The following is a 26,052-nucleotide window of genomic DNA, read 5'->3' on the forward strand; positions in this document are numbered from 1 at the left end:
AAGGCAAATGCAGATTGAGAAGACTGCTTTCGATCCAAAAAAGTTGAGTTTATGACCCAAATGGATGATTTGAGGCAGGCGGGCCTTCAAAAAACAGGCGATACGCCTCCAGTGTGTTGTCTTCCTCGTCCGAGTCCTCAGCGCAGCCTCCAAAACGGTTTCCCAACCGCTGTCAATTTTGGGAGCGGCCTCCGAAACGTTTTCCCGGTCGGTGCAAATTTCGCACTGGCTTTCGGAACGTTCTTCCGGCCATCATTTACACCACCAAAGCGCAGCCGCCGCCACCGCGGCGGTCAGAATGATTAGAATCAGGCATCTAGCACCCCAGCGCCGCCAGGATCGCCTTGCTTCCCGGTCCATCTCCGCTTCGCCGACCATGGAGTTTTCCATCATGACATCATCGGCACGCAGAAAAAAGCCGAACAGCCTGGTCACCCGCAAGCAGACAGCCACCAAGGGCTCAAGAAGGGCGGCGAGGAACTCGGACATGAAACAGGCGTCCTCCGGACGTCACTTCCTGATCCGATACAGATTCCCTTCCGTGCGGATCAGCAGATCCGAACCAACGACGGCGTAGGAAGCGAGGGAGCGCTCGCCGAGGTCGTTCTGGGCGAGGATTCGGAAGGTCTTGCCGGGTTTGACGACGACGCCGAGGCCTTTTTCGTCCTGAAGGTAGAGTTTGCCATCCGCGACAAGCAGGGAGGCAGAGATGGGGCCGGTGCAGCGCTCGGAGTAGTGCACCTGGCCGGTTTTGGCATCGGCGCAGGTGAGGATGCCGTTGTCGGCTACAAAGTAGAGTTCATCGCCAATGACGGCCATGCTCGGGTTGTGCGGCGCGGCCTTTTCGATCGTCCAGGCGATGTGGGTGCCGGTGACGTCGCCTTTGCTGTTTTCATCGACCTTGATGGCGTAGAGCACCGGCTTGTCGTAGCCGCTGGAGAGGTAGATCATGCCATGAGCGTAAATCGGACGTGGCACAACGCTGTAGCCTTGATCGTAGAAGCAGTGCCAGATTTCCTCGCCGGTTTTCGGATTCAACGCGTTCACCACGCCGCTACCGGGGGTGATGAGCTGCTTCTGTCCGTTCACGTCGATGATGAGCGGCGTGCAGAAGGAGAACTTCTTCTTCGCCTCCGACTCGCGGGCGAAGGCCCAGCGCTGCTTGCCGGTGGTTTTGTCGATCGCGATGACCTTCGGTTCCTTCTCGGCATCGGCGGAGAAGATCAGCAGGTCTTCAAACAACACCGGGCTGCTGCCATTTCCATGCACCGGCGAGTAGGCGTACTCCTGCGTGGCCCAGACGGTCTGGCCTGTCGCCGCATCGAGGCAGGCGGTGCCGAGGTGGCCAAAGTGAACGTAAAGCTTCCCGTCCTCGTAAATCGGTGTCGGGCTGGCGTGGCTGTTTTTGCGATGCGCACGCGGAGCGACGGCGGTGAAGAGCTCCACATCCCACGCAGGTTTGCCAGTTGCGGCATCAAACGCCATCGCATGAAGCGAGCGGTCGGCCTTCGGATCTTCCACTCCGCCAACGGGAAGCGCCGAGGTCAAAAAGATGCGATCACCGATCACCACCGGTGAGGACCAGCCCACGCCGGCGACCGCCGTCTTCCATGCAATGTGCGAGGTGGGGCTCCAAGTTAGAGGAAGGTTCGTGGCATCCGAATGACCTTGTGCGGCAGAACCACGGAACTCCGGCCAGTCGGCGGCAGAGAGGAGGGAAGACAAAAGAGCGGTACAAATGAGAGCACGGATCATATGAAGTGCAGGGAACGCGACTGGCGAGAAAACACTATCAGGATTCGAGTGCGCAACGCTCTCCACTATTGCACGAAGGCTGGTCCGTGGTCAGTATAGGGCCTCTTCAACCTGCCCCTCTATCCATGTCCACGCTTGTCATCGCCTTCGGCGCCCTGGTTCTCTATCTTATTGCCTACAACACTTACGGTCGCTGGCTGGGAAAGAAGATTTTCAAACTGGATGGCAACGCGGTGACGCCGAGCGTCGAGATCAACGATGATCAGGACTATGTGCCCACCTCAAGAGGCATCGTTTTTGGTCATCATTTCACCTCGATCGCCGGCACGGGACCGATCGTGGGCCCGGCGTTGGCGATCATGTGGGGCTGGGTGCCGGCTCTTTTGTGGGTGCTGTTTGGCTCGATCTTCATCGGGGCCGTGCATGATTTCGGCGCGCTGGTGGTAAGCATGCGCAATCGGGGCATGACGGTGGGAGAAGTGGCCGGCCGTCTGCTGAACAAGCGCGTGCGTCTGCTGTTTCTCGTGCTTCTGCTTTTTGCGCTGTGGGTGGTGCTGGCGATTTTCGGCTGGGTGATTGCGAGTGTGTTTGTACAGTTCCCAGAGTCCATCCTGCCGGTGTTTTTGCAGATCCCGATTGCGATCTGGATCGGGGTGAAGGTGCATCGCAAGGGCGGCAACCTCCTCTGGCCAAGCATCATCGCACTGACACTGATGTATGCCACCGTGTGGCTGGGCGCAGGCTGTCCGGGAATCACATCGAGCGGTGGTGCGATTGGCGGGACGATTCAGGCCATCAATGCCTCTCTGGCTGCATGGCCGATCTGGGCGTGGGTGGCGGTTCTTTTGGCCTACTGCTATGCAGCAAGTGTGATGCCTGTGTGGATTCTGCTGCAGCCACGTGATTACATCAACAGCCTGCAGCTTGTGACCAGCCTCGTGATGATTGTCGCCGGTCTGATGGCGGCGGCGATCTTCGGCTTCTCCGGGGGCACGGCCGGGCCTCAGACATTGGAAATGGTGGCCCCAGCCTTCAACGCATCGCCTCTGAACGCTCCCCCGATCTTTCCTTTCCTGTTTGTCACCATTGCCTGCGGAGCTGTGAGCGGCTTTCACTGTCTGGTCTCCAGCGGTACTTCTTCCAAGCAGATCAAGAGCGAGAATGACGCGCAGTTTGTCGGCTACGGTTCGATGCTGCTGGAAGGCTTCCTGGCGACGCTGGTGATTTTGGCGACAGGCGCGGGGATCGGTCTGGGATGGGACACGTTTCCTGGCGTGCATGGCGGCACTTTGTGGGGGCAGGTTTATGCCGATTGGAAAGGCGTGACCGGAGGCAAGGCGATTGCTGCCTTCGTGGTTGGGTCAGGAAACTTCGTTCAGGCATTGGGAATCGAGGCAACCATGGCCAAGGCGTTGATGGGCGTTCTGGTGGCCAGCTTTGCAGGCACCACGCTGGACACCGCCACCCGTCTCCAGCGCTACGTTGTGCAGGAGCTTGCCGCAACGTTCGCGCCGCGTGTCTCACCCAGCGCGATGGCGGCAGAAGCTTACGACACGGAGTTTGAGCATGGTCAGGTGAAGAAAGGCTTCAGCCTGAACCCGCTCGTGTGGTTGACCAACACTCATGGTGCCACGCTCTTCGCCGTGGGCACGGCCTTCCTGCTGGCGCTGTTTCCGGCGCCCGGCAAGGAATGGAGCTGGGCAACGATTGGCACTGGTGGTCTCATGCTTTGGCCGCTCTTCGGAGCCACGAATCAACTTCTGGCTGGATTGTCCTTCGTCGTCATCAGCTTCTGGCTGTTGCGGCGTGGATTGCCAACATGGTTTGCTTCCATCCCGATGATCTTCATGATGGCCATTCCGGCCTGGGCCTTGCTGACGGATGTTCAGAAGTGGATTAACGGAGGCAGCTATCTGCTGGTAGTAGTTGGAGTCATCGTGCTGGCGCTGGAGGTCTGGATGGCCATCGAGGCCATGTTGATCTGGCCAAAAGTGCGCGGCGTGCTCGAGGAACCGTTGCCACCACTGCCAGCTCGGTCCTAGGCCGTGTTTGAAAACCTCCGTTGTCTTGCCTGCCGCAGAGCGGCAGGCGTCTTGTAGCCCGGCCTTTTCAAGGTCGGGAGAACAGGCACGACATCCCGCCCTCTTGGTTCCGCGTCGCAGCGCGACGCTCCAACCCTCCTTCTGACATCAACGGGTTCGCGTGTCGCTCTGCGACACCGAATGGGTGGCGAAACTCTCTTTGCCATCTTCCCGGCCTTGAAAGGCCGGGCTACGTTTCGGTCGTCGGTCCGCGACTGCCGGACAGGTTTTCAAACACGGCATAGGCTTGTTCGAAAAACAAATGTCACTGTGCCAAACCGAAATCTCGGGCGGCAGTGCCATGCGCGGCAGACTTTTTGGCCCTGACTAAGCCCTCAAGTTACTTCTTAGCGGGCTTGGGAGGCGGAGGGGCGACGTAGGGTGGATTGGTCATCGCGCCAGGAGCCGTTTCTTTGAGGTTCGGATAGACGTCAGCCTCAACATCGCCGAGCGCCCACTTCACGCCGCCCACGAGAATGCTTTGGAAGGTAGGATTGGTCCACACGTCTTCGCGATGTCCCATGGCGGTGTACCACACGCGACCTGCGCCTTCTTTGCGTGCCCAAGTGCTCGGATAAGCAGGACGCTCGTACTCCTTGCCGGTCATGGCAGGAGCATCAATGACACTGAGCACATGAATGTCAGGGGTGAAGTCCTTGAGTGAGTACCATTCTTCTTGGAAGCCGTATTCAGAGCCGACGCCTGCAAAGCCGGGGAACTTGGGGTCCGTCACGGTGTTCTTGGCCACCTGCTGGGCGCCGTGCTTGATGAATTCCGCGCCAAGGAAGCGCACATAGGCGTCCGCCTTGTCGCCGTGGTTCAAATAACGTTCGGGGCCCTTCTGTGACTCGTTGTCGGTGTGGAAGGTGTCGCTGGCGGAATGGGTGCCGATGAAACCCTTGCCGCTTTTGACATAGTCAAACAGCGCCTGCTTGCCTTCGGCAGACATGGGCGGGTTCTTGTCGGTGCCTTCGCTGCAGAGATCGCCGGTGGTGTAGAAAAACACGGCGTCGAATTGGGCGAGGTAGTCTTTGCTGAACTTGGAGCCGTCTTTCGAGAACTCGAATTCCCATCCGTTTTTCTCACCGAGTTCGAGCAGCACTCTTTCGGCATAGCTGGGCTGGCCGTTTTTCCAAGAGATGACGGCGTGTTCGTAGCCGCTGGACTTGGTGAAAAAGAGAATCTTGTGCTTGGCCGGTGCGGCGGAAAAAGCCACGGCGCACACGGCGGCGGCCAGGAGGAGCGGAGCTGCGAGTTTCTTGAACATGGGGCCCTGATACTGGAGGATTTTTGAAAACAAGGCAAGGCGGCGTTGCCCGCCTTGTCATTTTGCAGGTGCAGCGTACGATGACGTGGATGACTCGCTTTTTTCTCAACCTTTTGCTCCTGCCGCTCTGTCTGCTGCTGTGTCATTGCGGTTCCAGAGCGGGCTCCCGCTGGGAGTATGAGTATGTCCCGGGCAAGACGGCGGTCATCATCGGCGGCAGGGCTGTGCCGCCTGCCAATGCTCCGGCGGCGGTGATGCGCGCCATTTCAGCCGGAAACCGCATTTGCACCAAGCCCTACAGACGCGGAGGTGGTCATGCGCGATTCGAAGACAGTGCGTACGATTGCTCGGGAACGGTTTCCTATGTGCTGCACGCCGCTGGCAAGCTGGATTCGCCTACGGTGTCAGGCGCCTTTCGAAACTTCGGCCGCAGTGGTGCAGGGAAGTGGATTACCGTCTATGCACGCAAAGGGCATGTGTTTGTTGAAGTCGCCGGATTGCGTCTCGACACCGGCTACAGTGATGCGGACAGTGACGGGCCGCGCTGGAGCAGCCGTTCGCGGCCCACCAAAGGCTACACCTTGCGTCATCCCTCAGGATTATGAGGTCTCAGCAGTCATGATTCCCTCTGAAGCCATCGTTTATCGCCCCAATGCTGCCGCCATCCTGCAGAGGGCGGATGGAACCATCTTTGTGGCGGAGCGCATCAATATTCAGGGAGCGTGGCAGTTCCCGCAGGGTGGCATTGATGAAGGCGAGGATGCAGAGACGGCGCTGTTTCGTGAGCTGGCTGAGGAGATCGGAGTGAAACGAGAATTGTTGGAAATCGTCCAGCGGCGCGAGGGCTATCGCTACACTTTCCCCAAGGGGCGGCTGAAATACGGCTTCTATGGAGGACAGGAGCAGACGTACTTTTTGTGTCGCTTCATCGGCGAGGACAAGGATTTCAATCTGGATGCAACGCATCGCGAGTTCGCGCGTTTTAAGTGGATCAAACCGTCCGAGTTTCAGATGGACTGGGTGCCGAAATTCAAGCGCCACGTCTATCGCCAGGTGATGCTCGATTTCTTCGGCATCGAGTTTACCTAGGGGTCAGTTCAACCCGAAACGTCGCAGGCCACGCCAGCGCGGAGTGAACCATTTCATTTTGGAATGAACTTTCGGGGACTGGAGGCGGCTGCCTGATGACTGGTCCACAAGCAGAGACACTTCGAACCCGTGCGAGCCGTCGGTTCGACGGCGGGGCGGACAGGCGACCACGAGGCCTCTGAGCATGACCCATTTTGACTTTGCTCCTGCCATGGCGAGCATCTCAGGCGGCAGGGCGGAGCGCTTGATGCGCATCTGCACCTCGGCCCCGATTTCGAAACGCTGCCGCGACCAAAAGACGAGGCCGCAGGAGGTGATTTCACAGAGCTCGACGACGGCCTGTCTGCCACCGCAGGACGATTGTTTTTCGTTCGCGGAGGTTTCCTGCTGTTGCTGGCCGTGTTTAGCCATACGAGTCGCGGAATGACCGCGAAAAAAGGCGCACGGAGCAGGGAAAGTCAAACGACGAGGCGAGATGTGAGGAAACTATCACAAGTCGCCTGTCATTTTGCTGGTGTGCTACTCTTCGTCGGCGAGGGAAGGGGGATTTCCAGCTGGCGGCGCGTCGCCTCGTTTTTCAGCCTGCTTGGCCTTCACAGCAGCCTCGATCTCGGAATAGACGGCTGTGTCGTTGCGCAGCACCTCTTTCGCTGCGTCACGGCCTTGGGCGAGCTGGGTTCCTTTGTAGCTGATCCAAGAACCGCGTTTTTGCAGAATGTCGAAGTCCATCGCGAGATCCAGCAGCGAACCAACATTCGAGATGCCCTCGTTGTACATGATGTCGAACTCGGCCTCAGTGTAGGGAGGGGCGAGCTTGTTTTTGACCACTTTGACCTTGGTGCGGTTGCCGGTGACGGTGCCGTCAGTCGTCTTGATGGCACCGATGCGGCGGATGTCCACGCGGACGCTGGCATAGAATTTCAGGGCCTTGCCGCCAGGGGTGGTCTCCGGATTGCCGAACATGACTCCGATCTTTTCACGGATCTGGTTGGTGAAGATGCAGCAGGTGCGCGCCTTGGAGATGATGGCCGTAAGTTTTCGCAGCGCGGCGCTCATGAGGCGGGCCTGGGCGCCGACGGTGGAGTCGCCAATTTCGCCTTCCAGTTCCTGGCGGGTGACGAGTGCGGCCACGGAGTCGATGACGATGACGTCGAGCGCGTTCGAGCGGACGAGTGTTTCGCAGATGCGCAACGCTTCTTCACCGGAACTCGGCTGTGAGACGAGTAATTCGTCCATTTTGACACCCAGACGCCGGGCATACGCGGGATCGAGGGCGTGCTCGACGTCGATGAAGGCAGCGAGGCCCCCCATTTTCTGCGCTTGGGCGATCACCGTGAGTGTAAGCGTCGTCTTACCGGAGGATTCAGGGCCATAGATCTCCACGACACGACCGCGTGGGAAACCTCCCGTTCCGAGCGCTTGGTCGATCAACAGGTTGCCGGTGGGGATGACGCTGATGTCGGATTTCACGCCTTCGCCGCCCATGCGGAGGATGGCTCCTTCGCCGTAGTCCTTTTGAATCTGCTGGATAGCCAGATCGAGATTGCGACCGCGCGCTTCGGCGAGTTTGTCGGGCTTGGCGGAGGAATTGTCGGCGGATTCTTTGGGTGCTCTGGCCATGATTAGTGTGGATTGAAGGTGAATAAAAGCTGTTCGGGCGAACAGAAAGCGCATTTGCGGCATGCCGTAAAGCACTTTCGTCCGTTGAACGCGATTATTCGGCTCCGGCAGCCGGACCTGTCACTACAGGCTCTCAATCTGCTTCATCATCCCGCCGTAGTAGCCGGTCATCATGGTGATGATGCGATACGCCACATACATGACGACGAGCCCGTAAGCTATTTTGGGCAGCCACTGCGCCGCACGCTGAACGGCGTCGCCCGCTTCGATGGCTTCGGCTGCGGCCCAGCGGTTCATTTCATGATCGAGGGTTCCGGCCTCCTCGGCTGTGGCAGTTCCATGGACAAACACGAGCGGAAAGCCATGCACGTCCGCCATTGCACCTGCGATGGTTTCTCCCGCCGCGATGCGCTGTGCGGCATCACGCGCTGCGTGCCGCAGCATACCGCTGTGCGAGGCGCCGCCTGCGAGAAGCATGCATTCCGTCATGCGCATCGAGGCCAGCAGGCAGGCATGAAACACTTGTGAAAATCGGGCCAGAGCCCAGTGCCGTCGCACGCCGCCGATCAGGGGGATGCGGCTCAGCCATTGATCCACCGCTGCAGATTCAGCGCCCAACCGGGACAGCCAGCGCCAGAGCAGGAAGAGCGACAGGATGATCAGCCAAAGAATCGCGAGAGGCATGAAGATGCCGGAAAGGGAGATGTCCTTGTCCTCCATCGAGGCGGTCACCATCGTGGGCAGTTCCGGCAAAACGATGCCCAGATGTGCGAGCACGAGGGGGTAAACCATCGCCCCGAGCGCCTGCCGCACCGCCATGTCCCAGGCCTCAAAGTAACGTGCCAGATGGCTGAAGGCGTCTCCCAGCCTGCCGCTGCGTTCTCCCGCGTCGATCAATGCGAACTCCAACGCATCGGAGAACGCTCCGCAATGATCGGTGATCGAGGTGGCGACTCCCTTGCCCTCTTTGAGACCCAGTTGAAGGCCCTGCAGCCACGTGCGGCGTGCATGGGACGGCTGCTGCTTGAGCATCAGGTCGATCGAGCGGTCCAGATGAAAATCCGCGCCCACGAGTTTGGCCAGTTCGCGATACAGCAGCGCTTTTTCGGAGAGTTTCATCAGCGGTGAGAGACTAACGCCGGCGTGTTCGCGGCGGCGAGCACAAAAATCTCACAGCCAATGGCTGCCCTGTCGTGTGACATACTTATTGCTTCTCAGGGTCACTTTCACCGCCTATCGTTTTGCCCCGCATGCCGCCGCCCATCGCCTACAAAGAAACTCCCGACCAGCACTGGATGCACCTTGCGCTCGATCAGGCTCAGCTTGGTGCCGGTTTGACCAGCCCCAATCCGACTGTCGGTGCGGTCATCGTGGCGCAGGACAAGGTCATCGGGCGCGGTTATCATCACAAGGCCGGCGAGCCCCACGCCGAGGTCGAGGCGATCCGCGATGCACAGAAGTCGAATCCCAAACTGCTGCGCGGCTCGACGATCTACGTCACGCTCGAACCCTGCTGCACGTCAGGGCGTACACCTCCATGCACCGAAGCCATCAAGACCGCAGGCATCAAGCGTGTGGTGTTCGGCGCCTATGATCCGAACCCCAAGCACCACGAGCAGTCGCGCGACATCTTCCTGCTCGCGGGCATCGAAGTGACCGCCGGTGTTTTGGAGGCCGAGTGTCGTGCGATCATCCGCCCGTTTACGAAATGGATCACCACCGGCATTCCTTATGTCATCGCCAAGGCAGGGCAGAGCCTCGACGGCCGCATTACGCGTCCCGCAGGTGAAAGCCAGTGGATCACCAATGACGCCGCCCGTGCCCATGGTCGCAGGCTGCGCATGCGGGTGGACGCCATCCTTGTTGGCGCTGAAACAATCAGGAAGGACAACCCGCAACTCACCTTGCGTGATGGCAGCTCCGGCAGCGGCAAAATGCAGCCCTGGCGTGTGGTGCTCACCCGCAGCGGTGATCTGCCGCCGCACTCCCACATTTTCACCGACTCTTTCAAGGACCGCACGGTCATCATGCGCGGCAAAGATCTGCCTGAGGTGCTGGCTGATCTTGGCAAAGGCGGTGTGCTTTCCGTGCTCATCGAAGGAGGCGGGATTATTCTTGGTCAGGCCTTTCGAGAGAGACTTGTCGACGAGGTTTACTGGTACATCGCGCCGCGTCTGTGTGGGGGAGGCCGTCCCTCCCTCGCGGGATCTGCGCTGCCCCAGTCCATCCGGCTCGATGATGTCACCGTCCGCCCGATGGGGGACAATGTGATGATGCATGGTTTTCCGATCTGGCCTGAGGAGCCTTGATCGGACGGTGCGGCGGGGTGGCACGCTTGGTGCTTCGTTCGTGGACGTCCCTCACGCTCATGATCGAATTCGCTTTGGAGAAATATCCAGTGCGCCAGACGCTGACCAACGGCGTGCAGGCAATGATCCGTCCCCTGCAGGAGGATGACGGAGTGGCGTTTACGCGGTTTCACGAGGCCATTCCCAGCGGTGAGCGCTTTTTGACGAAGCACCGCCTGAACGGAGCGGATGAAATCGAGGCGTGGTGCCATGATTTAAACTGCGAGAAGCGGTTGACGCTTTTGGCCTTGGCGGACGGTCAGGTGGCCGGGCATGCCACGCTGCATCAGCGGCCCGGAGGGTGGAAGAGACACATCGGCATGGTGGATGCCCTAATTCATCCGGACTATCGCGGCTTGGGGGTGTTGCGCGCCCTGCTCGGAGGGCTTGTGGATGCTGCATCTCATGCGGGACTGACGCGCTTGGAAGCAGAATTCAACGGCGAGCGGAAGAACACCGTCCAGTCCTTCATCAAATGCGGGTTTGTGGAATTGCTTCGCCTGCCTGACTACCTGCGGGACATGCAGGCGCAACCGCATGACTATGTGCTGATGGGGCTGAATCTGGCCGTGGACTATGAAAACACCGGTGCAGGTGATTGAGCCCGGCGCCTCTTTTGCAAAGATGAGTTTTCTTGCCGTCGCTGTGCGCTATGCATGCTGTGCATGCCTAACTCTTCGTCGCCTCGTCCTGCTGTTTTTTTTGACCGTGACGGTGTCGTCAATGTCTCGCCAGGCGACGGCTATGTGCTGCGTTGGGAGGACTTTCATTTTCCGCCCGGCATCACCGAGGCGCTGGCGCTTTGCAAAAAGCGTGGCTACGCGACCATTTTGGTGACGAGTCAGCAGGGCGTGGGCAAGGGTCTCATGTCTCAGGATGATCTGAATGACATTCACGCGCGCATGCAGGATGAACTGGCCCGTCATGCTGCGGCCTTTGACGGAGTGTATGCCTGCACCCATCTCGTCGGCACCTGCACCTGCCGCAAACCGAGCCCGGAGATGATTCTGCGTGCCCGTGATGATCACGGTCTCGACTTAAGTCGAAGCTGGCTTGTGGGTGACCACGACCGCGACATTCAAATGGCCGTCAATGCGGGCGTGCCACGCACGGTACGCATCCTGAGCCATCACGAGCCGCTAGTGGCCGCCGAGTTTACCCTGGAAGACGCGGTGGGGCTGGAAGAGCTGCTGAACGCTCAGCTTCCAGCCTGCTGACTCAGCGTTTGGCCATCGCGGACTCGAGCGCCTTGCGGTAGTTCACCACAGCGTCACCGATGGCGGCAGAAACCTGCTGGCGGTACGTTTCGGAGGCGACGAGCTGGCACTCCGCACCGTTGGTGACGAAGCCGCCTTCAAACAAAATGCCGGGCCGCTTGCAGCCTGTGAGGACGCTCCATTGCGCGCGCTTGATGCCGCGATCGACGAACTTGAAACGGCTGATGACGCTCGCATGCACTGCGGTGGCGAGAGCGATGTTGGCGGAGTCCTGCTTGTTGCCGGTGACGCCATTGATGTTGTAGCCACCACCGCGGCTGATCGTGGCGGCGGCGCTTTGCGGAGTGAGCGCCCAGGTTTCGATGCCTGTGGCTGCGGAGCCGCCAGAGTTGAAATGGAAGCTCAGGAAGATGCTCTTTGGTGTCTGGTTGGCGATCGCCACACGTCCGCCCAGGCTGATAAAGGTGTCGTTGGCCCGGGTCAGGATCACCTTGAAACCACGTTGCATGAGCGCCGTGCGCACGGCCATGGCCATCTTCAGCGCGAAGTCCTTTTCATAACCGTAAATCCCGCGCGCGCCGGCATCATGGCCGCCGTGCCCGGCATCGACGACGACAGTGTCGAAATACTCGGCGTTTTCGATATGGCTGGGATACAGCACGGGATCGATGAGCTTGCACAAATCCAGGCGCGAAAACAGCACCTTACCGTTGTGTTCCTGCACCGGGAAACTCAGGATGAACTTGATGTTGTTGATGAGCAGTTCCTGCGATCCGACCTGAGCCTTGAGGATGAGCTTGGAGGAGCCGAGCCAGAAGTGATTGCCCTGAACGCGGAAGGTGGTGAATCCATAGACAGGGTTGTAGAAATTGCGGATGCTTTCCGCCGTGACGTAGTCACGTCCACCGATCTTCACGATCTCCCAGCCGCCATTGGCTGGCAGCACCGTCACCGCCTCCGGTTTCGACGATGAGGGCTTGTCGCCCGCATCGGGATTGAACTCACCTTCGGTGCGCCGGGCCGAGGATGTCACGTCCTTGATGGGCTCGGGCTTGGACTCCGTTTTGGCGACCGTTTTCGGCGGAGTGGAGGTTGTCGGCTTGTTTAGCTCGACTTTCTTCTTCGAGCCTCCGCCGGTCGTCGTGATGATCACCCTTGGAGGCTTGCCGCTGGATGTCGTTTTCGAAGTGGTTTTTGCCGGTTCCGATTTTGGTGCCGGTGTAGGGGCGGGCGGAGTCTCAGTCTTGCCGCCTCCGCCGAAGAGCTTCTTGAAGAATCCCGGCTTGTCCTCTGCCCGCGTCACATCGCACGACGCTGAGGCCATGGCGAGAATGAGGAAGGCGGTGACGGCCTGGGGAATTTTGGAATGCAGTCCAGAAGTCATGACAGGAATGACGGCAAAACGTGTAAAAGGCACCCTTTTATAGTCTGAGTCGGCATCGAGCGCAAACGTTCTGAGGGGGCGCTTCTTGCTCGCCCTTGATTCTGTCCCCGACTTGGCACAAGGAGGGCTGCATACACCATTATGGCAAAAAAACCTGTTGTTCTGATTATCCGTGACGGCTGGGGCATCAATCCCGGCGGCAAAGCCCAAGCCGTAGCCAATGGCGACGCCACCCTGCTTGCGAAAACTCCATTCCACGACCACCTCTATGCCACCTATCCGCGCGGCACTGTGAGCGCCAGCGGCGAGGACGTTGGCCTGCCGGACGGCCAGATGGGCAACAGCGAAGTCGGCCATCTCAATCTCGGCGCCGGTCGCATTGTCTATCAGGACCTCACCCGCATCAACAAGTCCATCCGCGACGGAGAACTGGCCAAGATGCCTGTGCTCATTGAGGCTTTCGAGCAGGCGAAAGGAAAACGCCTGCATTTCCTCGGCCTCATCAGCGATGGCGGTGTGCATTCGCATCAAGACCACCTCGCCGCGCTTTGCAATGCCGCCAAGGCAGCGGGCGTCGAGGATCTCATGGTTCACGCCATCACCGACGGCCGTGACACTTCGCCCACTGGCGGTGCGGCTTACATGGCCAAGCTGGAAAAGGATCTCGCTCCGAGCGGCGCGAAAATCGCCACCGTCATCGGTCGCTACTACGCCATGGACCGTGACAAGCGCTGGGACCGCAACAAGCTTGCGTGGGACGCCATCGTGCTCGGTCGTGGTGAATTGCGCAGCGATGCGCCAAGCGCTGCCGTGCAGGCTGCCTATCCGAAAGACCCGCGTGGTGACGAGTTCATGCAGCCGATGATCTTCTCAAACGCCAACGAGCAGCGCATCCGTGATGGCGATGTCATCCTGTGGTTCAACTTCCGCGCCGATCGCGCCCGTCAGCTCAGCGAGGCCTTCTTGAAGCCCGATTTCTCCGGCTTCGATCGCGAAGTCACTCCGAAAACCGGTTACTATACGCTCACCGAATACGACGCCACTTACACCGACCTCGGTGCGAAAGTCATCTTCGGAACCGAAACGTTGAACAACAATCTGGGCCAGGTCGTTGCAGCCGCCGGCTTGACCCAGCTTCGTGCCGCCGAGACCGAAAAGTACCCGCACGTCACCTTCTTCTTCAACAGCGGTGTCGAGGAGCCCAATCCTGGCGAAGACCGCTACCTCGCCATCTCGCCCAAGGAAGTGCCCACCTACGACAAGAAGCCGCAGATGAGCGCCCCGGACCTCACCTTCGAGGTGCTGCGTCGTTTGGAGAATTACGACCTCGTGATCATGAACTACGCCAATCCCGACATGGTCGGCCACACCGGCGTCGTCGAAGCGGGTGTGCACGCCTGTGAGACGATCGACCTTGGCGTTCGCCTCATCGTCGAAAAGGTGCTCGAACTCGGCGGCAAGCTCTTCATCACCGCCGACCACGGCAACTGCGAGCAAATGCGCAACGCCGACGGCTCTCCGCACACCGCCCACACGACCAATCTCGTCCACGGCATCTACGTCGCCGCCGATGCCGCCAACTACACCGTCGGCAACGGCAAGCTCGCCGACATCGCCCCGACCCTGCTCGACATGCTCGGCGTGAAGCAATCGGCGGAGATGACCGGGAAGAGTTTGTTGGTTAAAAAGTGATTCGACTTCTCTTCCTCTGCTCCCGCAATCACTGGCGCAGCCCGACGGCCGAGGCGGTGTATCAAAACGATCCTCGCGTCGAAGCGCGCAGCGCCGGCGTGAGTGTATCGGCGCAACGTCGTGTGACGGAAAAGCTGCTGCGTTGGGCCGATCTTGTTCTGGTGATGGACCGCGAGCACAAGGCGCGCCTGCGCGAGCAGTTTCCGGATCTTGTTCGTGATCTGCGCATCGAGGTGCTCGACATTCCGGACGACTACGAGTTCATGAATCCGGAGTTGGTGGCTTTGATCCGTGAGCGCGTTGAGCCGCTGCTGGGTTAAACGGCTCTTCTGACTGGAATGAGCTGCCACAGGCCTATCACATGTTCCCAGCGACGGATGCCGGTGTCGATCAGGAAGATGATCAGCAGCGCCAGCAGCAGTCCGGGCCAGAGCTCTTCGTATTGCACGGCCTTGGTTGTCTCAAGGTTGGGCAGGCGCTTGGAATCCGAGAGGTAATCACCGCCGGTGATGCGGACGGCTTCTTTGAGCAGGGCTTCGTTGACGGTCCCAAGGCTGGACTCGGAGGAAGGATTGTGAATGAGCCCTGCGGTGACCATTTCGGCTCCTGACTGAGCGCGGATGAGATACACGCCTGCCTGGGTCGGTTTGAACTCGGCCGTGTAATTGCCGGGAGCATCCTGACGCAGAGTGATTTTTTGCACCGCCTTCATCGGCGCGCCGAGCGCATCCGCCGCTACGTGAAACACCTCCGCTTCGACGACCGCGTTGTTCGCGCGTGTGCCGGCGTCGGAAAGAAGATCGACGGAAATGTGCGCGTTATCGCCTTCCATGCGTGCCGAGATGTCCATGAGCCGGCCCTGTGGTGCGCGCGCGGTCTCGCGCAGCACCTGCGACCAGAAGCGGCCGAAGCCATTCCAGCGTGCGATCCACAACGAAGCCCAGCGGCTTTTCGCATCGGAGGTGAAGGCCGTCGCTTTGCCGAGTCCAAAACGCCAGTGCGCGAGCAGTGGATCGCCCGTCTCCGTGACGAGAGGCACCTGCGCCGAGGTTCGGCGCGTGGTTTTCACGTAGCCGAGCAGCGCGGGCGAGTCCCATTTCTCGAACCCGGCGAGGATGGGATCCTTCTCCTTCAGTTCGGGCGTGAACGGCTCTTCGCGAATCATTCGCCCGGTGTGCATGAGCGTGTCCTGTGTGAAGATGCGTGTGATGCTGCTGGCATCCATCGTCGAGTAAGACTGCCCGCCGCCGCTGGAAGCAATCGCCTGAAGCAGTGCGACGTGAGAACCTTCGCCAATGGCCACGGTCGAGATGGTGAGTCCTTCGCCGCGACATTGCGTGGCGAGTTGTTCGTAGCCGGTTCCCGCGGTTTGGCCGTCGGTGAGGATGATCATGTGTTTGACGCGCGCTTTGGTGCGCAACAGCGCCTCACGCGCGAGTTGAAAAGCCGGCTGCAGGTTCGTTCCGCCACCCGAGGCCACGGCGGCGATCTGGCCCGACACCGCATTCGTCGAAGTGAGCCGCGTCATCGGTGCGACAACGTGCGCTTCGGAGTCAAACGCCCACACGCCGAGAGAATCGTTGTGCCCCAAGACTTCCGCGGTCGCGATGGCTGCACTCTTGGCCATTTCGAGCTTCTCTCCGGCCATCGATCCCGAGCGGTCCATTACGATGGCCACAGCAGCGCTCTGCTTCTCCTCCTCATCGGGCGCTTTCAGGCGCACCGGCAGCACTTCCTCGATCGGAGTGCGGTAGTAGCCGCCCACACCGAAGGAGCCGGGACCACCGAGCATCACGAGACCGCCACCGAGCTTATCGACGTAATCGCGCAGCGAATTCATGAGCGGCTCGCCGAGTTGATGTGCTGGAACATCGGAGAGGATGACGCCGTCGTAGCCGCCGAGTTGTTCAAACGTGATCGCGAGATTGCCCGGCTGTCGCAGGTCGAGCTCGATGCCTTCCTTCTCCATCGCCTGCATCAGATAGCGTCCTTCGCTGGCGTCGGATTCGATGTAGAGCAGCCGCAAACGCCCGCGCACATCGACAATGGCCAGTGCGCTGTCGTTGCCGGGCAAGGTGTCGCCTTGGACGCCTTCGAGCACGGCGCGGTATTGAAACGTGTTCCGCGTCGAAGGCGTGCGATTGAAGACGACCTCCTGTGTCGTGCCCGGTTTGAGCGTGACGGGACGTTTCTCCACCTCGATGCCGTTTTCGTAGAGCTTCAGGGTGCCGCTGCCCTCGATCGTGCTTTCAAACAGGGCTTTCAGGCTCAGACTCGCTCCTTCAAACAAACGGGTGCGGTTCGGCGTGAGCGCAATCATGCGCGCATCCGGTTTGCGCGGTCCGGAAACCGGCAGCGCGTGCAGTTTGATGCCGGACACCGCTGCTTCACGCGCTGCATTGAGCAGGCTGCCGCGTGCCTCATGTCCATCGCCGATGATCAGGATGTTGCGGCTTACGCCTGGGGGAAACATCGCCTCCGCGAACTCGACGGCGGCGGCGTAGTGGCTGTCGCCGCCGTTTTTCTTCTGCCACTCGGCCTGCATTGCAGGCGTGCTGGCTTCGGGCAGCAATTCGGGTCTTGCTCCGAGTTGAACGACGAAGGAATCAATGCCTCCTCCGAGGGCCGAGCGCACACGCGTGGCCTCGGCGAGTGATTTCGTCAATCCTTCCGCACCCATGCTCTGGCTGGCATCGACGATGATGCCGAGAGCCTTGCGTCCGGTCTGCGTCACACGCGCCGGTCCGGCCAGCGCGGCGATTGCGAGCATCACGCCGATGGCGCGCGTCACCAGAAGAAGGCGCTTCCGCAAACCCGACATCGGATGCGACGAGCGCGATTCGATCCAAAGCAGCAGCGCGACGGCTGGCAGGATGAGCAGAAGGAGTTTTGGTGATTCCCAGTCCAAGGACAGGAGTTTTAGAGTTCAAAACTGGAAGTTCAAAGGTCAAAGTTGTCTAAGACACAAACAGGCCGGCCGTTTTAGCGACTGACAGAACGCCCCTCCCCCAGGACGACTGGCATCCCAACCGCCTCCCACCATGAAAATCATCGGTCTCCTGCTCTTAGCATTCTCGGCTGCCGCTCTGGCAGCTGATGTCAAACCTAACAAGAAACCCGCTCCCAACGGCACCAAGCCACCGTCCGTCAAGAAGCCCGGTTCCGGTCCGGCCGCCACCGACTTTGCGAGCATCCTCAACCGCTGCGATGCCGACAAAAACGGCAGTGTGAGCCTGGATGAGTTCAAAAGCCATTCCGGCGCCAAAGATCCGGCGAGCTTGGAGAAATGGTTCAACAACCACGACTTCGACAAAGATGGCCAGCTCACCGCAGCCGACTTTGGGCCTCATCCGAAGAAGTAGCTCAAAAGTGTGAAACAGACTGCCAGCCAGTGGTCCGGATGTGCGCGAAAGCTCGTCCAGAACAGGCTGGTAGCCTGTAACACTTTCAAAGCGCGCTCCGCAGCGTTGCCAGCAGCTTATCGACATCCGCCGCTGTGTTGTAGCCGTGGATGGCGATGCGGATGCGGCCGACCTGGTGCATGACGTGGATGTTTCCAGCGAGCAGTGCCTCGTTGATCGCCGCAGTGTTTTCGTGTGTGAAGGCCACGATGCCGCTGGGATTGTCGGGTTGCGCCGGGCACAGCGTGGTGATGCCGAGTTCCTTCAGTCCGGCATGCACACGTGCGACGAGCGGATCGGCGTGCGCGGCGATGGTCGCGACGCCGATTTGATCAAGGTAACGCAGCGAGGCATTCAGCGCATAGAGCGCGGCGAAGCTCGGCATGCCGACGGAGAAGCTGAGTGCGCCGGACTTTACGCGAGCGCTTTCAAATCGATCCGCATCAAAGGCGTTCGAGATGTGATACCAGCCTCCCGCCTTCGTGGTGAGCCGTGCCGCGGACTTCTTCGGAATGCCGATGATGCCGCCGCCGTGGATGCCGAGCGTCCATTTATGTGTGCTGGAGATGAGGATGTCGGCGTCCTGGCAGTCGAGCACGACGCGCCCGAGCGCCTGAGTGACATCGACGGCGAGCACGGCGTTCGGTGCGAGCAGGCGCACCATGTCGCGCAGTTTCGCGTAGGCGATGCGGTGGCCGTTGTAGAAACTCACCAGGCTGACTTGCACGAGTTTGGTGCGCTCACTCAGCAACGAGGCGAGATCGACGAGATTCAACGCGCCGTGGTTGTTCTTCCAAAGATGTGAAACTGGCCGCGCATGTTCCGGTGCGGTGAGCCAGGGCGTGGCACCGGCGGGGAAGTCGAGATCCGTGACGACGACTTCGTCATTCGGAGTGAGATCGAGAGCGCTGGCGAGCAGGTTATAGGCCTCCGAGCTGCAGGAGCAGAAGGAGACCTCATTCGTGGCGAGTCCAAGATGCTTCGCAGTGATCTCGCGGCAGGCCTCGACGCGCGGGAAGTGGAAATCACGTCCGCGCATGCCGAGCGATTTGTGCTGCATGTATTCATTCACGGCCTCGTTCACGCAAACCGGCGGGATGCTCTCTGCGGCGGTGTTGAGGTAATGGATGCCGTTCAGGCTGGGAAAATCAGCGGCGCGTGAGGAGTCGGTAAGCATGGCGTGAGGAGTGGTGACGATTCGTCGCCATTCGATAAGCAGCCAGTGCTACTCGGCTTTCAATTCTGGTGCGTTCTCAGGCAGTTTGATTGTTGGATCGCCGCCAAGGTAGCCGAGTGAGATGAGAAACTCGTCCATCTTCCTCGCGGTCACTTGAATCCATGGTGCCCGGTTGAAGAAGCCATGCGGCATGTCAGCGGCGGTCCACATCTCAGCGCGCAGGCCGAGTTTACGAGCCTTCGCGATGTATTCATCACCTCCCAGCTTGAGCTTGTCAGCGGTGCCGAAGAACAGGATGGCCGGCGGCGTGTCCTTGGCGACAAAGTTGTTTGGTGTGATCGCCTCGGCCATCTCCAATGTCATCGGGCCGTCGCCGGTTTCGCGTTGTTTGAAGAGCGTGGCGATGTTCATCGCGGGATTGAAGAGCACCATCGCGTTGGGCACGGCAGAAATGTTTTTGTCATCAGACTCGGCGTCGTAGGCTTTTACCAGCGCCGTGCAGGCGGCGAGGTGGCCGCCCGCGGAACCGCCGCCGGCGATGACCTTGCTGGGATCGATGCCGAGCTCGGTCGCATGACCGCGCACCCAGCGGATTGCGCTCTTGGCATCTTCCACGGCTTTGTCCGGCGTCGTCTTGTGCAGATTGAGAATGCGGTAATCGGCGCTGATGGCGATCAGGCCGCGGCTCGCGAGGTATTCGGCCTGTGGCACAAATTGCAGGTAGGAACCGCTCTTCCAGCCGCCGCCGAAGAAGAACACAACACACGGACGCAGCACTGCGGCCTGGACTTCACCCGCAGGCGAGAAGACGTGCAGCTTTAACTCGCCCTGTGGCGTGGTTTTATAAACGATCTCCTTTGTCGCGACTTCGGTATCGGTCAGTTTGATCGTCGGCTTGGTTTTGCCGGCCTTTTGAGCGACAGCGGTAAGCGAGAGGGCGAAGAGCAGCGGAAGGAGGAGTCGCATGATGTGGTGAAACGACGGGAAAGGGGAGATGTTGCTCTTTTGGCCGAGTGAAGAGATCGATCAGCCTATGCGGAACAAAGAATGCGCGGGCGACTGAGTAAGCACTATCGCGAAGAACGGCCGGAACCCGGCAAACTCGTCTGGCCTGCTATCAGTCGACGTCTTCACCCAGATGCGCCGCGAGGTGTTTCCTCAGTTCGGTGCGGGCGCGAAAGAGGAGGCTCTTCACAGCGGGGAGGGACATTTTCAGCACGGCGCAGATGTCCTCATATGGGAGGTCCTGATGACGGCGCATAACGACTGCGATGCGCTGCTTCTCGGGCAGGGAAGCGATTGCTTTGTCGAGGGCCTGCTCCAGTTCGGTCTGCTGGGTGATGTGGTCGGCCCCAGGCGTACTGTGATCAGCGAAGTATTTTGGCGGATCGTCCTCGTTTTCCTGCTCCATGCTGACCTCCTTGCGGCGGGAGCGGCGGCGGGTTTCGTTGAAAACGAGGTTGCGGGTGATGGTATAGAGCCAGGTGGTGAACTTGGCAGTGGCTTCGTAGCGAGGGGCGCTGCGCCAGACACGAATGAAGACCTGCTGCGCGATGTCGTGTGCGTCCTCGATGTTGTTCAACATGCGGGCGCAGGTGCCGACGATGGCGTTCTGATGCATTTCCACAAGGCGCTCGAACGCCTTCACGTCGCCTTCCTTCACCCGGAGCATCAGGCGGATGCTCTCCTGGTCGGAAGACTCCTCCGCGCCGTCGGCAGATGTCTGCGGCGAAGAGATAGGAGCGGTCCGTTCCGGTTCGGGCATGAGGTAGGCTGGCGGTGTGAACGCCATGCTAGCGAGGATCATGCGCGATGTAAACCACGGCGGGCCGAATTGGTTGCGGATGATGCATTGACGCCTCGGATGCGGCTGGTTAGCATCCAAGCTCGCTCCCGTCACCCAACCAAACACACCAGACATCATGAAGCTCGAAACCCTTTGTCTCCACGGCGGTCAGGTACCCGATCCCACCACAGGTGCACGTGCGGTGCCGGTCTATCGCACCGCCAGCTACGTGTTCAAGAACACCGAACACGCGGCGAATCTCTTCGCTCTGAGAGAACTGGGAAACGTCTATACCCGCCTGATGAATCCGACGACGGACGTGCTGGAGAAGCGCGTCGCGCTGCTTGAAGGCGCACCTGAGATGGCCGGTCTCGGTCTTGCCAGCGGCACGAGCGCGGTGTTTTACTCGATCATCAATCTGGCCCAGGCTGGAGACAACATCGTCTCCGCGCGCAATCTCTACGGCGGAACCTACACGCAGTTCAATGACATCCTGCCTGCGCTCGGCATCACGGTGAAGTTTGTGGACAGCAATGATCCGGAAAACTTCCGCAAGGCGATCGACGACAAGACGCGCGCTCTGTTCTGCGAGTCTGTGTCGAACCCTGCCCTGGAAATCGCCGATCTGGAGGCGATCGCGAAGGTCGCGCATGACAATGGTCTGCCGCTGATCGTGGACAGCACTTTCAGCACACCCTATTTGACCAAACCGCTCGAACATGGAGCTGACATCGTGGTGCATTCGCTCACGAAGTGGTTTGGCGGCCACGGGGCGGGCATCGGCGGCATCGTAGTGGAAAGCGGCAAGTTCAACTGGGCCGCAGGCAAACATCCCCTCTACACCAACCCGGACAACAGCTACCATGGACTGCGCTGGGGGATCGACCTGCCGGAACCGCTTCTGCCGCTGGCTTACATTCTGCGTATGCGGACGGGGCCTCTGCGCAATCTCGGTGCGTGCATCGCGCCGGACAATTCATGGTTCCTGCTGCAGGGCATCGAGACGCTGCCGCTGCGCATGGAGAGGCACTGCGAAAACTCGCTCGCCGTGGCGAAGCATCTCAAAGCGCATCCCGGCGTCACCTGGGTGCGCTACCCAGGCCTTGAAGATGATCCGCAGTATGCGGCGAACCAGAAGTACCTGCGCGGCAAAGGCGGCGGCATGGTGGTCTTTGGCATCAAGGGAGGCAAGGATGCCGGCAGCAAGTTCATCGACAACCTGAAGCTCTTCAGTCACCTCGCGAACGTGGGCGATGCGAAGTCGCTCGCCATTCACAGTGCCTCGACCACGCACAGCCAGCTCAGCGAAGAGGCACAAGCTGCCGGTGGCATCACTCCCGACCTGGTCCGCCTCAGCATCGGCATCGAGCACATCGATGATATTCTCGCCGACCTCGACCAAGCACTCGCGAAAGCCGTATAGAGTGAGGATGACCAACATGAACGAGCAAACCTGGGACACCACCTTCCGCGAACTGTTTGAACGCTGCGCCAAGCTGCATCGAGCCGGCGACACGCGCGGCGAAAAATGGTTCACGGATGCCGATAAGGCCTTCCTGACCTCCATCGGCTATACGACGCAGGAGTTTTTCGACTTCGTCGATGATCACTGTCGCTACGGCGCCGAAGGGCCGACGCTCGAAACGGCGCTGCTCGTGGCGGCGGTTCGGCGTGACTACTTCAAGGTGGTGATGGACGGACAGTTCAGCGGAAAGACGATTCCGCCGTCTGAATTGCCGCCGAAGCCTGCCGCCGTCGAAGGCATACCGTGGCTGCCGCGTTTGATCGTCAAAGCGCGGGCCAAACTGCGCGGCGAAATGGATCCCGACACCATGTATGGCTGCGGCGGTGATCGCGCCTTCTTTGTGCAGCACAAGATTCATCCCGGTGATTTTCTGCGGGTGACCTGGGCGGCCGGGGACGATGATCGGAAGATCATCGACTTTGTGAAGACGGGGAAGGTGTGAGAGCCGGGTTTTAAGTTTCAGGTCTCAATCTCAAAGTTTCAGGAGGTTTCTTGAAACTTGGAATCTTGAATTTGAAACGCGAGCCTCTCACTTCTTCGGCTCGACTCCGCCTTCCTTGGCGACCTCGTCTTTTTTGTTCTGCACCGCCTCTGAGTTGACTTCGAGAAGCTTGGGCGCTTCGCCGCCTTTGGGGACGAACTTCAAAGCGACACCGTTGATGCAGAATCGGCGGTTGGTGGGCGTCTTGAAGCCTTCGCCTTCGAACACGTGTCCAAGGTGTGCGCCGCAACGTTTGCAGACGGTTTCGACGCGGTGCATGCCGTGGCTGTCGTCTACTTTTTCGAGAACGCCTTTGGCCTTGGACGAATCGTAGAAGGAAGGCCAGCCGCAGCCGGAATGGAATTTTTCCTTGGAGGTGAAGAGCTCGGCACCGCAGCACACGCAGTAGTAAGTGCCCTCTCCCTGCTTCTCGAATTCCTCATAGATGTGACCGAAGGGGCGTTCGGTGCCGCGCTGGCGGGTCACTTCAAATTGTTCGAGGGTGAGCAGTTTCTTCCAGTCTTCGTCAGACTTCACGATTTCGGGTTTGGTCATGTCCTTGGAGTCGGCTTTGGGTTTGTCCTCGGCGTGAACGATGGAGAATGCGGCGGCGAGGGCGGAAAAGAGTACGAATCGGAGTTTCATGGCGTCGATCTTTTTGATACGTGGGAGAGGGAATGAAGATTGCTTATTCCAGCGATTAGTTGCGGCATCAGTCTTCATCCGCACGTGCCATCTGGCCGATATTCCAGAGCAGCAGCCGGAAACCGGCGTCTGGGTGACGGTCCGCCGAGTTCGACTGGCGACGATAGGAGGCGAGCAGTTCCTGGCGTTCGGCGGTGGTATAGGCACCACCACGAAGCACGCCCTGATCGGGCATGTCCTTCCACGAGTCAGACACCCACTCCCAGACATTGCCTGACAGGTCGAAGAGGCCGCGTCCGTCGGCACGGAAAGTGCCTGCGACAGTCGGGCCTGCAGCGCCGTCGTTGTAACCGGGAATGGACTTTTTGCCGGTCTTGTCGGCGCTCTTGTCGAAGAAGTTGCCAGACTTCGTGGGCGGAGGCCAGATGAAGCCCCAAGGGTAGATGCCGTCGATGCGCAGGCTGCGCTCAGCGGGCGTTTTGCCCACCTCGCGCGAAAGATAGGCTGCCATGCTCCACTCGTCATCCGTGGGCAGGCGATACTCCTGATCCGGTTCCAGCAGACCACGTCCGCGTTCTCGGTCCGTGAGCCAGCGACAGAACTGCTCCGCCTCGCTGCGGTTCACCATGGTCACGGGCAGATCGACCGCAGAGTCAAGGATTCGTCCATCCACAGGTGGTTGATTGGTGGCCATGGCGAACTCCGCGAAGTCTTTGCGCCGGGTTTCGATGCTGGCGAGCATGGCCTTGCCGAGCGGCACGAACTTGATGCCAAGGCTGTTCTGCCAGGCTTTTCCAAACACGACGGCGCCGGTGGCCTTCAGGCGCAGGTTGAAACTGATGCTCTGCTGTTCCTTCAACCTGCCACTGGCGGCTTCAGGCTTGTAGCCGGGCAGACGCACTTCGTAGTTGAAGGTATCGGCACGGACTTTTTTGAGCGATATGGGGGTGCGGCCGATCAACTGGTCTCCATCAAAGATGTCGGCGCCGGAAGGAGTGCTGGCGATGTTGAGGCTGCCGTACTTCACGGCCACGATCTCACAGCGGATGGCGCTGTGGCCCTTGCGGGGAGGAGAGGAATCCGGAGAACGCGGGAGACTTACCGGCTGCCAGACATATTCATGGTCGGCATCCAGACGGCCGCTCCTGCGGTCCATTTCGGTCATCCAAGCACAGAAAGCATCAGCGTCCTCCTTGGTAATGGCCGCTCCCAGCAGGGTGCTCTTGTCAGGCAGGATGAATTTGACGACTCCATACTCGGCCGGTCGTTCGTCTCCAAGAAAACTGCGAAACAGTCCGGGATCCAGCGGCTGATCGGCCACATGACGGTCCTGCTTGTAGGTGAACCATTGTTTGAGCCGGTTCTGCCAGGGTTTCCCCGGCGTGGGCGGTTGTGGACGGACGGGCAATACCGGTTTTGGCCGTTCAGGGAGCGGTATGGCGTAGGCCCACTCTCGCTGATGCCTGGCCATCACGATGCTGCTTGCGACGAGGAAAGACGCCATCGTGGTAAGAATGGCCGCACGGCTGAAACGACGCACGAAGGTCTCCGGCTTCTTGTCGCCGACATGCTGCAGGGCCTCGGCGAAGTCCGAGGCGTTGGCGAAACGCCGTTCGAGATCGCTCTCGCAGGCCTGGCAGATCACTCGGTTGAGATCGATCCAGAAAGGCCACTCCTCATCGGAGAGATTGTCCGGCACTTCGGGGAATTCCATGCGGTCTTTACCGCTGCTCATTTCATAGAGCACCTTCCCCAGGCTGTAGATGTCAGCCTGCGGGGTGCCGGGACCTTCCGGCGGCACGAAGCCTTCGGTGCCGACAAAAGTGCGCTCACCGAAGGCGGCGACGAGCCCGATGTCCGCCAGTTTGCATACGCCGCCGACGAAGATGATGTTGGAGGGCTTGATGTCACGGTGTGTGAGGCCGTGGTTGTGCATGTAGTGCAGGGCGTCGGCCATGTACACGCCGGCGTCGCGGCAGAAAAAGGGATCGAGCCGCCCGTGGCGCTTCATGTCCGTCGTGAGCGTGCGCGGAACGTAGCTTTTCACGTCATGGATGGTCGCGCCGTCCTCCGCATCGTCGGCCAGTTCCATCACGCAGTAGTAGAACCCGCGTTTCTCATTCCAGCCCACGTGCAGAATGTGAACCAGGCACGGATGGCCGCGCGAGATGGGTTCGAACTGCTGAATGCCCTGAAACTCACGGTGGAAGGTGCGGGTGAGCTCAAAGTCCTCGCGCCAGACGATTTTCACGGCCCGCAGCGCTCCGGTCACGCTTTGTGCCAGCCAGACCTCGCCATAAGCGCCGGAGCCGATGCGCTTGAGCAGCGTGTAGTCGGGGATGACGATGTCATCTCGGTGGGAGGGGGGACCTTCACGGTCTCGTTTTTTCACCAGTTCCGCCTGCGCATGAGTGGGCGGGGGAGGGAGTTCGACCTCCGTGGAGTCTGAGAGAGAGGATTCAGATTCTTCTCCTGCCAGGAATTCCCCCGGGACAGGCGCGTCCACTTCCTCGTCCGCAGGATTGGACGGTGGCGGAAGCTCTGCATGCGGGACGGCTGAATCGCTCATGAAGCGGACGTGGGA

The 26,052-nt window shown here is 59.9% G+C and carries 24 protein-coding genes; 11 read left to right on the top strand and 13 right to left on the bottom strand.

Going from position 1 to position 26,052, the window contains the following annotated elements; translation table 11 throughout:
* Positions 1-252 precede the first annotated feature (252 nt).
* Positions 253-489, bottom strand: a complete 237-nt coding sequence (locus tag KDL09_RS11705; RefSeq protein WP_294384981.1) for a hypothetical protein — start codon at positions 487-489, stop codon at positions 253-255.
* Positions 490-510: 21 nt separating this feature from the next.
* A complete protein-coding gene (locus tag KDL09_RS11710; protein ID WP_294384983.1) occupies positions 511-1,725 on the bottom strand; it encodes a PQQ-binding-like beta-propeller repeat protein in 1,215 nt (404 codons plus the stop codon).
* A 155-nt stretch (positions 1,726-1,880) separates the two neighbouring features.
* Here KDL09_RS11710 and KDL09_RS11715 point away from each other — a divergent pair, with 155 nt between their 5' ends.
* The gene (locus tag KDL09_RS11715) at positions 1,881-3,797 is read left to right on the top strand and encodes a carbon starvation protein A (protein ID WP_294384985.1); all 1,917 of its coding nucleotides are present in this window, start codon (positions 1,881-1,883) and stop codon (positions 3,795-3,797) included.
* A 379-nt stretch (positions 3,798-4,176) separates the two neighbouring features.
* Here the strand turns inward: KDL09_RS11715 and KDL09_RS11720 are convergent, their stop codons facing one another.
* Positions 4,177-5,103: a ThuA domain-containing protein gene (locus KDL09_RS11720; protein ID WP_294384988.1), complete on the bottom strand. Its 927-nt coding sequence runs from the start codon at positions 5,101-5,103 to the stop codon at positions 4,177-4,179.
* Positions 5,104-5,192: 89 nt separating this feature from the next.
* Between KDL09_RS11720 and KDL09_RS11725 the strand changes: the two genes are divergently transcribed.
* Entirely contained in the window at positions 5,193-5,708 is a 516-nt protein-coding gene (locus KDL09_RS11725; RefSeq protein ID WP_294384991.1) for a peptidoglycan endopeptidase, read from the top strand.
* Positions 5,709-5,721: 13 nt separating this feature from the next.
* Positions 5,722-6,192, top strand: a complete 471-nt coding sequence (locus KDL09_RS11730) for an RNA pyrophosphohydrolase (protein WP_294384993.1) — start codon at positions 5,722-5,724, stop codon at positions 6,190-6,192.
* A 3-nt stretch (positions 6,193-6,195) separates the two neighbouring features.
* On the opposite strand, the gene KDL09_RS11735 is transcribed toward KDL09_RS11730, so the two are convergent.
* From KDL09_RS11735 to KDL09_RS11745, 3 genes are all read right to left on the bottom strand, one after another.
* Positions 6,196-6,603: a hypothetical protein gene (locus tag KDL09_RS11735; protein WP_294384995.1), complete on the bottom strand. Its 408-nt coding sequence runs from the start codon at positions 6,601-6,603 to the stop codon at positions 6,196-6,198.
* A gap of 108 nt (positions 6,604-6,711) precedes the next feature.
* Complete coding sequence (gene recA / locus KDL09_RS11740; protein WP_294384998.1) at positions 6,712-7,812, bottom strand: recombinase RecA; 1,101 nt, start codon at positions 7,810-7,812, stop codon at positions 6,712-6,714.
* 123 nt (positions 7,813-7,935) lie between these two features.
* Positions 7,936-8,931 (bottom strand): type II secretion system F family protein, encoded by a 996-nt coding sequence (locus tag KDL09_RS11745; protein ID WP_294385001.1) that lies wholly within the window; start codon positions 8,929-8,931, stop codon positions 7,936-7,938.
* A 131-nt stretch (positions 8,932-9,062) separates the two neighbouring features.
* Between KDL09_RS11745 and ribD the strand changes: the two genes are divergently transcribed.
* The 3 genes from ribD to KDL09_RS11760 all read left to right on the top strand — a co-directional run bounded on the left by ribD (position 9,063) and on the right by KDL09_RS11760 (position 11,377).
* The gene (gene ribD / locus KDL09_RS11750) at positions 9,063-10,121 is read left to right on the top strand and encodes a bifunctional diaminohydroxyphosphoribosylaminopyrimidine deaminase/5-amino-6-(5-phosphoribosylamino)uracil reductase RibD (protein ID WP_294385003.1); all 1,059 of its coding nucleotides are present in this window, start codon (positions 9,063-9,065) and stop codon (positions 10,119-10,121) included.
* Between the two features lie 59 nt (positions 10,122-10,180).
* Positions 10,181-10,762, top strand: coding sequence for a GNAT family N-acetyltransferase (locus tag KDL09_RS11755; RefSeq protein ID WP_294385005.1), 582 nt, complete (start codon positions 10,181-10,183; stop codon positions 10,760-10,762).
* A 63-nt stretch (positions 10,763-10,825) separates the two neighbouring features.
* Positions 10,826-11,377, top strand: a complete 552-nt coding sequence (locus tag KDL09_RS11760; RefSeq protein ID WP_294385007.1) for an HAD family hydrolase — start codon at positions 10,826-10,828, stop codon at positions 11,375-11,377.
* 1 nt (position 11,378) lies between these two features.
* Here the strand turns inward: KDL09_RS11760 and KDL09_RS11765 are convergent, their stop codons facing one another.
* On the bottom strand, positions 11,379-12,761 hold the full coding sequence (locus tag KDL09_RS11765) for an N-acetylmuramoyl-L-alanine amidase (RefSeq protein WP_294385010.1): 1,383 nt from the start codon (positions 12,759-12,761) through the stop codon (positions 11,379-11,381).
* Between the two features lie 141 nt (positions 12,762-12,902).
* Between KDL09_RS11765 and gpmI the strand changes: the two genes are divergently transcribed.
* Positions 12,903-14,453: a 2,3-bisphosphoglycerate-independent phosphoglycerate mutase gene (gene gpmI, locus KDL09_RS11770; RefSeq protein ID WP_294385015.1), complete on the top strand. Its 1,551-nt coding sequence runs from the start codon at positions 12,903-12,905 to the stop codon at positions 14,451-14,453.
* Complete coding sequence (locus KDL09_RS11775) at positions 14,450-14,773, top strand: phosphotyrosine protein phosphatase (protein WP_294385018.1); 324 nt, start codon at positions 14,450-14,452, stop codon at positions 14,771-14,773. The genes gpmI and KDL09_RS11775 overlap by 4 nt, the downstream gene beginning before the upstream one ends.
* Here KDL09_RS11775 and KDL09_RS11780 read toward each other — a convergent pair.
* The gene (locus KDL09_RS11780; protein WP_294385020.1) at positions 14,770-17,361 is read right to left on the bottom strand and encodes a VWA domain-containing protein; all 2,592 of its coding nucleotides are present in this window, start codon (positions 17,359-17,361) and stop codon (positions 14,770-14,772) included. The genes KDL09_RS11775 and KDL09_RS11780 overlap by 4 nt on opposite strands.
* Positions 17,362-17,494: 133 nt before the next feature.
* Here KDL09_RS11780 and KDL09_RS11785 point away from each other — a divergent pair, with 133 nt between their 5' ends.
* A complete protein-coding gene (locus tag KDL09_RS11785; RefSeq protein ID WP_294385024.1) occupies positions 17,495-17,815 on the top strand; it encodes an EF-hand domain-containing protein in 321 nt (106 codons plus the stop codon).
* An 85-nt stretch (positions 17,816-17,900) separates the two neighbouring features.
* Here KDL09_RS11785 and KDL09_RS11790 read toward each other — a convergent pair whose 3' ends face one another.
* The 3 genes from KDL09_RS11790 to KDL09_RS11800 form a co-directional block, all read right to left on the bottom strand.
* Positions 17,901-19,031, bottom strand: a complete 1,131-nt coding sequence (locus KDL09_RS11790; RefSeq protein ID WP_294385027.1) for an aminotransferase class V-fold PLP-dependent enzyme — start codon at positions 19,029-19,031, stop codon at positions 17,901-17,903.
* A 48-nt stretch (positions 19,032-19,079) separates the two neighbouring features.
* On the bottom strand, positions 19,080-19,997 hold the full coding sequence (locus tag KDL09_RS11795; RefSeq protein ID WP_294385030.1) for an alpha/beta hydrolase: 918 nt from the start codon (positions 19,995-19,997) through the stop codon (positions 19,080-19,082).
* A 151-nt stretch (positions 19,998-20,148) separates the two neighbouring features.
* Positions 20,149-20,838, bottom strand: coding sequence for a sigma-70 family RNA polymerase sigma factor (locus KDL09_RS11800; RefSeq protein ID WP_294385032.1), 690 nt, complete (start codon positions 20,836-20,838; stop codon positions 20,149-20,151).
* A 115-nt stretch (positions 20,839-20,953) separates the two neighbouring features.
* Between KDL09_RS11800 and KDL09_RS11805 the strand changes: the two genes are divergently transcribed.
* Together KDL09_RS11805 and KDL09_RS11810 are read left to right on the top strand one after the other, a co-directional pair.
* Complete coding sequence (locus KDL09_RS11805) at positions 20,954-22,240, top strand: O-acetylhomoserine aminocarboxypropyltransferase/cysteine synthase family protein (protein WP_294385035.1); 1,287 nt, start codon at positions 20,954-20,956, stop codon at positions 22,238-22,240.
* Between the two features lie 16 nt (positions 22,241-22,256).
* Positions 22,257-22,784, top strand: a complete 528-nt coding sequence (locus KDL09_RS11810) for a hypothetical protein (protein ID WP_294385037.1) — start codon at positions 22,257-22,259, stop codon at positions 22,782-22,784.
* Between the two features lie 87 nt (positions 22,785-22,871).
* On the opposite strand, the gene msrB is transcribed toward KDL09_RS11810, so the two are convergent.
* Together msrB and KDL09_RS11820 are read right to left on the bottom strand one after the other, a co-directional pair.
* Positions 22,872-23,468 carry a peptide-methionine (R)-S-oxide reductase MsrB gene (gene msrB / locus KDL09_RS11815; protein WP_294385040.1) on the bottom strand — a complete coding sequence of 199 codons (597 nt, stop codon included), beginning with the start codon at positions 23,466-23,468 and terminating at the stop codon, positions 22,872-22,874.
* A gap of 67 nt (positions 23,469-23,535) precedes the next feature.
* Positions 23,536-26,037, bottom strand: a complete 2,502-nt coding sequence (locus KDL09_RS11820) for a bifunctional serine/threonine-protein kinase/formylglycine-generating enzyme family protein (protein ID WP_294385043.1) — start codon at positions 26,035-26,037, stop codon at positions 23,536-23,538.
* Positions 26,038-26,052: the final 15 nt, after the last annotated feature.

This window comes from Prosthecobacter sp. (assembly GCF_020439865.1).
Classification (GTDB): Bacteria; Verrucomicrobiota; Verrucomicrobiia; order Verrucomicrobiales; family Verrucomicrobiaceae; genus Prosthecobacter.

Excerpts from the sequence above, each read along its gene's own strand:
- KDL09_RS11705 (WP_294384981.1), bottom strand. The coding sequence starts at position 489 with ATGTCCGAGTTCCTCGCCGCCCTTCTTGAGCCCTTGGTGGCTGTCTGC.
- KDL09_RS11715 (WP_294384985.1), top strand. The coding sequence starts at position 1,881 with ATGTCCACGCTTGTCATCGCCTTCGGCGCCCTGGTTCTCTATCTTATT.
- KDL09_RS11720 (WP_294384988.1), bottom strand. The coding sequence starts at position 5,103 with ATGTTCAAGAAACTCGCAGCTCCGCTCCTCCTGGCCGCCGCCGTGTGC.
- KDL09_RS11725 (WP_294384991.1), top strand. The coding sequence starts at position 5,193 with ATGACTCGCTTTTTTCTCAACCTTTTGCTCCTGCCGCTCTGTCTGCTG.
- KDL09_RS11730 (WP_294384993.1), top strand. The coding sequence starts at position 5,722 with ATGATTCCCTCTGAAGCCATCGTTTATCGCCCCAATGCTGCCGCCATC.
- KDL09_RS11735 (WP_294384995.1), bottom strand. The coding sequence starts at position 6,603 with ATGGCTAAACACGGCCAGCAACAGCAGGAAACCTCCGCGAACGAAAAA.
- recA (WP_294384998.1), bottom strand. The coding sequence starts at position 7,812 with ATGGCCAGAGCACCCAAAGAATCCGCCGACAATTCCTCCGCCAAGCCC.
- KDL09_RS11745 (WP_294385001.1), bottom strand. The coding sequence starts at position 8,931 with ATGAAACTCTCCGAAAAAGCGCTGCTGTATCGCGAACTGGCCAAACTC.
- ribD (WP_294385003.1), top strand. The coding sequence starts at position 9,063 with ATGCCGCCGCCCATCGCCTACAAAGAAACTCCCGACCAGCACTGGATG.
- KDL09_RS11755 (WP_294385005.1), top strand. The coding sequence starts at position 10,181 with ATGATCGAATTCGCTTTGGAGAAATATCCAGTGCGCCAGACGCTGACC.
- KDL09_RS11760 (WP_294385007.1), top strand. The coding sequence starts at position 10,826 with ATGCCTAACTCTTCGTCGCCTCGTCCTGCTGTTTTTTTTGACCGTGAC.
- KDL09_RS11765 (WP_294385010.1), bottom strand. The coding sequence starts at position 12,761 with ATGACTTCTGGACTGCATTCCAAAATTCCCCAGGCCGTCACCGCCTTC.
- gpmI (WP_294385015.1), top strand. The coding sequence starts at position 12,903 with ATGGCAAAAAAACCTGTTGTTCTGATTATCCGTGACGGCTGGGGCATC.
- KDL09_RS11785 (WP_294385024.1), top strand. The coding sequence starts at position 17,495 with ATGAAAATCATCGGTCTCCTGCTCTTAGCATTCTCGGCTGCCGCTCTG.
- KDL09_RS11790 (WP_294385027.1), bottom strand. The coding sequence starts at position 19,031 with ATGCTTACCGACTCCTCACGCGCCGCTGATTTTCCCAGCCTGAACGGC.
- KDL09_RS11795 (WP_294385030.1), bottom strand. The coding sequence starts at position 19,997 with ATGCGACTCCTCCTTCCGCTGCTCTTCGCCCTCTCGCTTACCGCTGTC.
- KDL09_RS11800 (WP_294385032.1), bottom strand. The coding sequence starts at position 20,838 with ATGATCCTCGCTAGCATGGCGTTCACACCGCCAGCCTACCTCATGCCC.
- KDL09_RS11805 (WP_294385035.1), top strand. The coding sequence starts at position 20,954 with ATGAAGCTCGAAACCCTTTGTCTCCACGGCGGTCAGGTACCCGATCCC.
- KDL09_RS11810 (WP_294385037.1), top strand. The coding sequence starts at position 22,257 with ATGAACGAGCAAACCTGGGACACCACCTTCCGCGAACTGTTTGAACGC.
- msrB (WP_294385040.1), bottom strand. The coding sequence starts at position 23,468 with ATGAAACTCCGATTCGTACTCTTTTCCGCCCTCGCCGCCGCATTCTCC.
- KDL09_RS11820 (WP_294385043.1), bottom strand. The coding sequence starts at position 26,037 with ATGAGCGATTCAGCCGTCCCGCATGCAGAGCTTCCGCCACCGTCCAAT.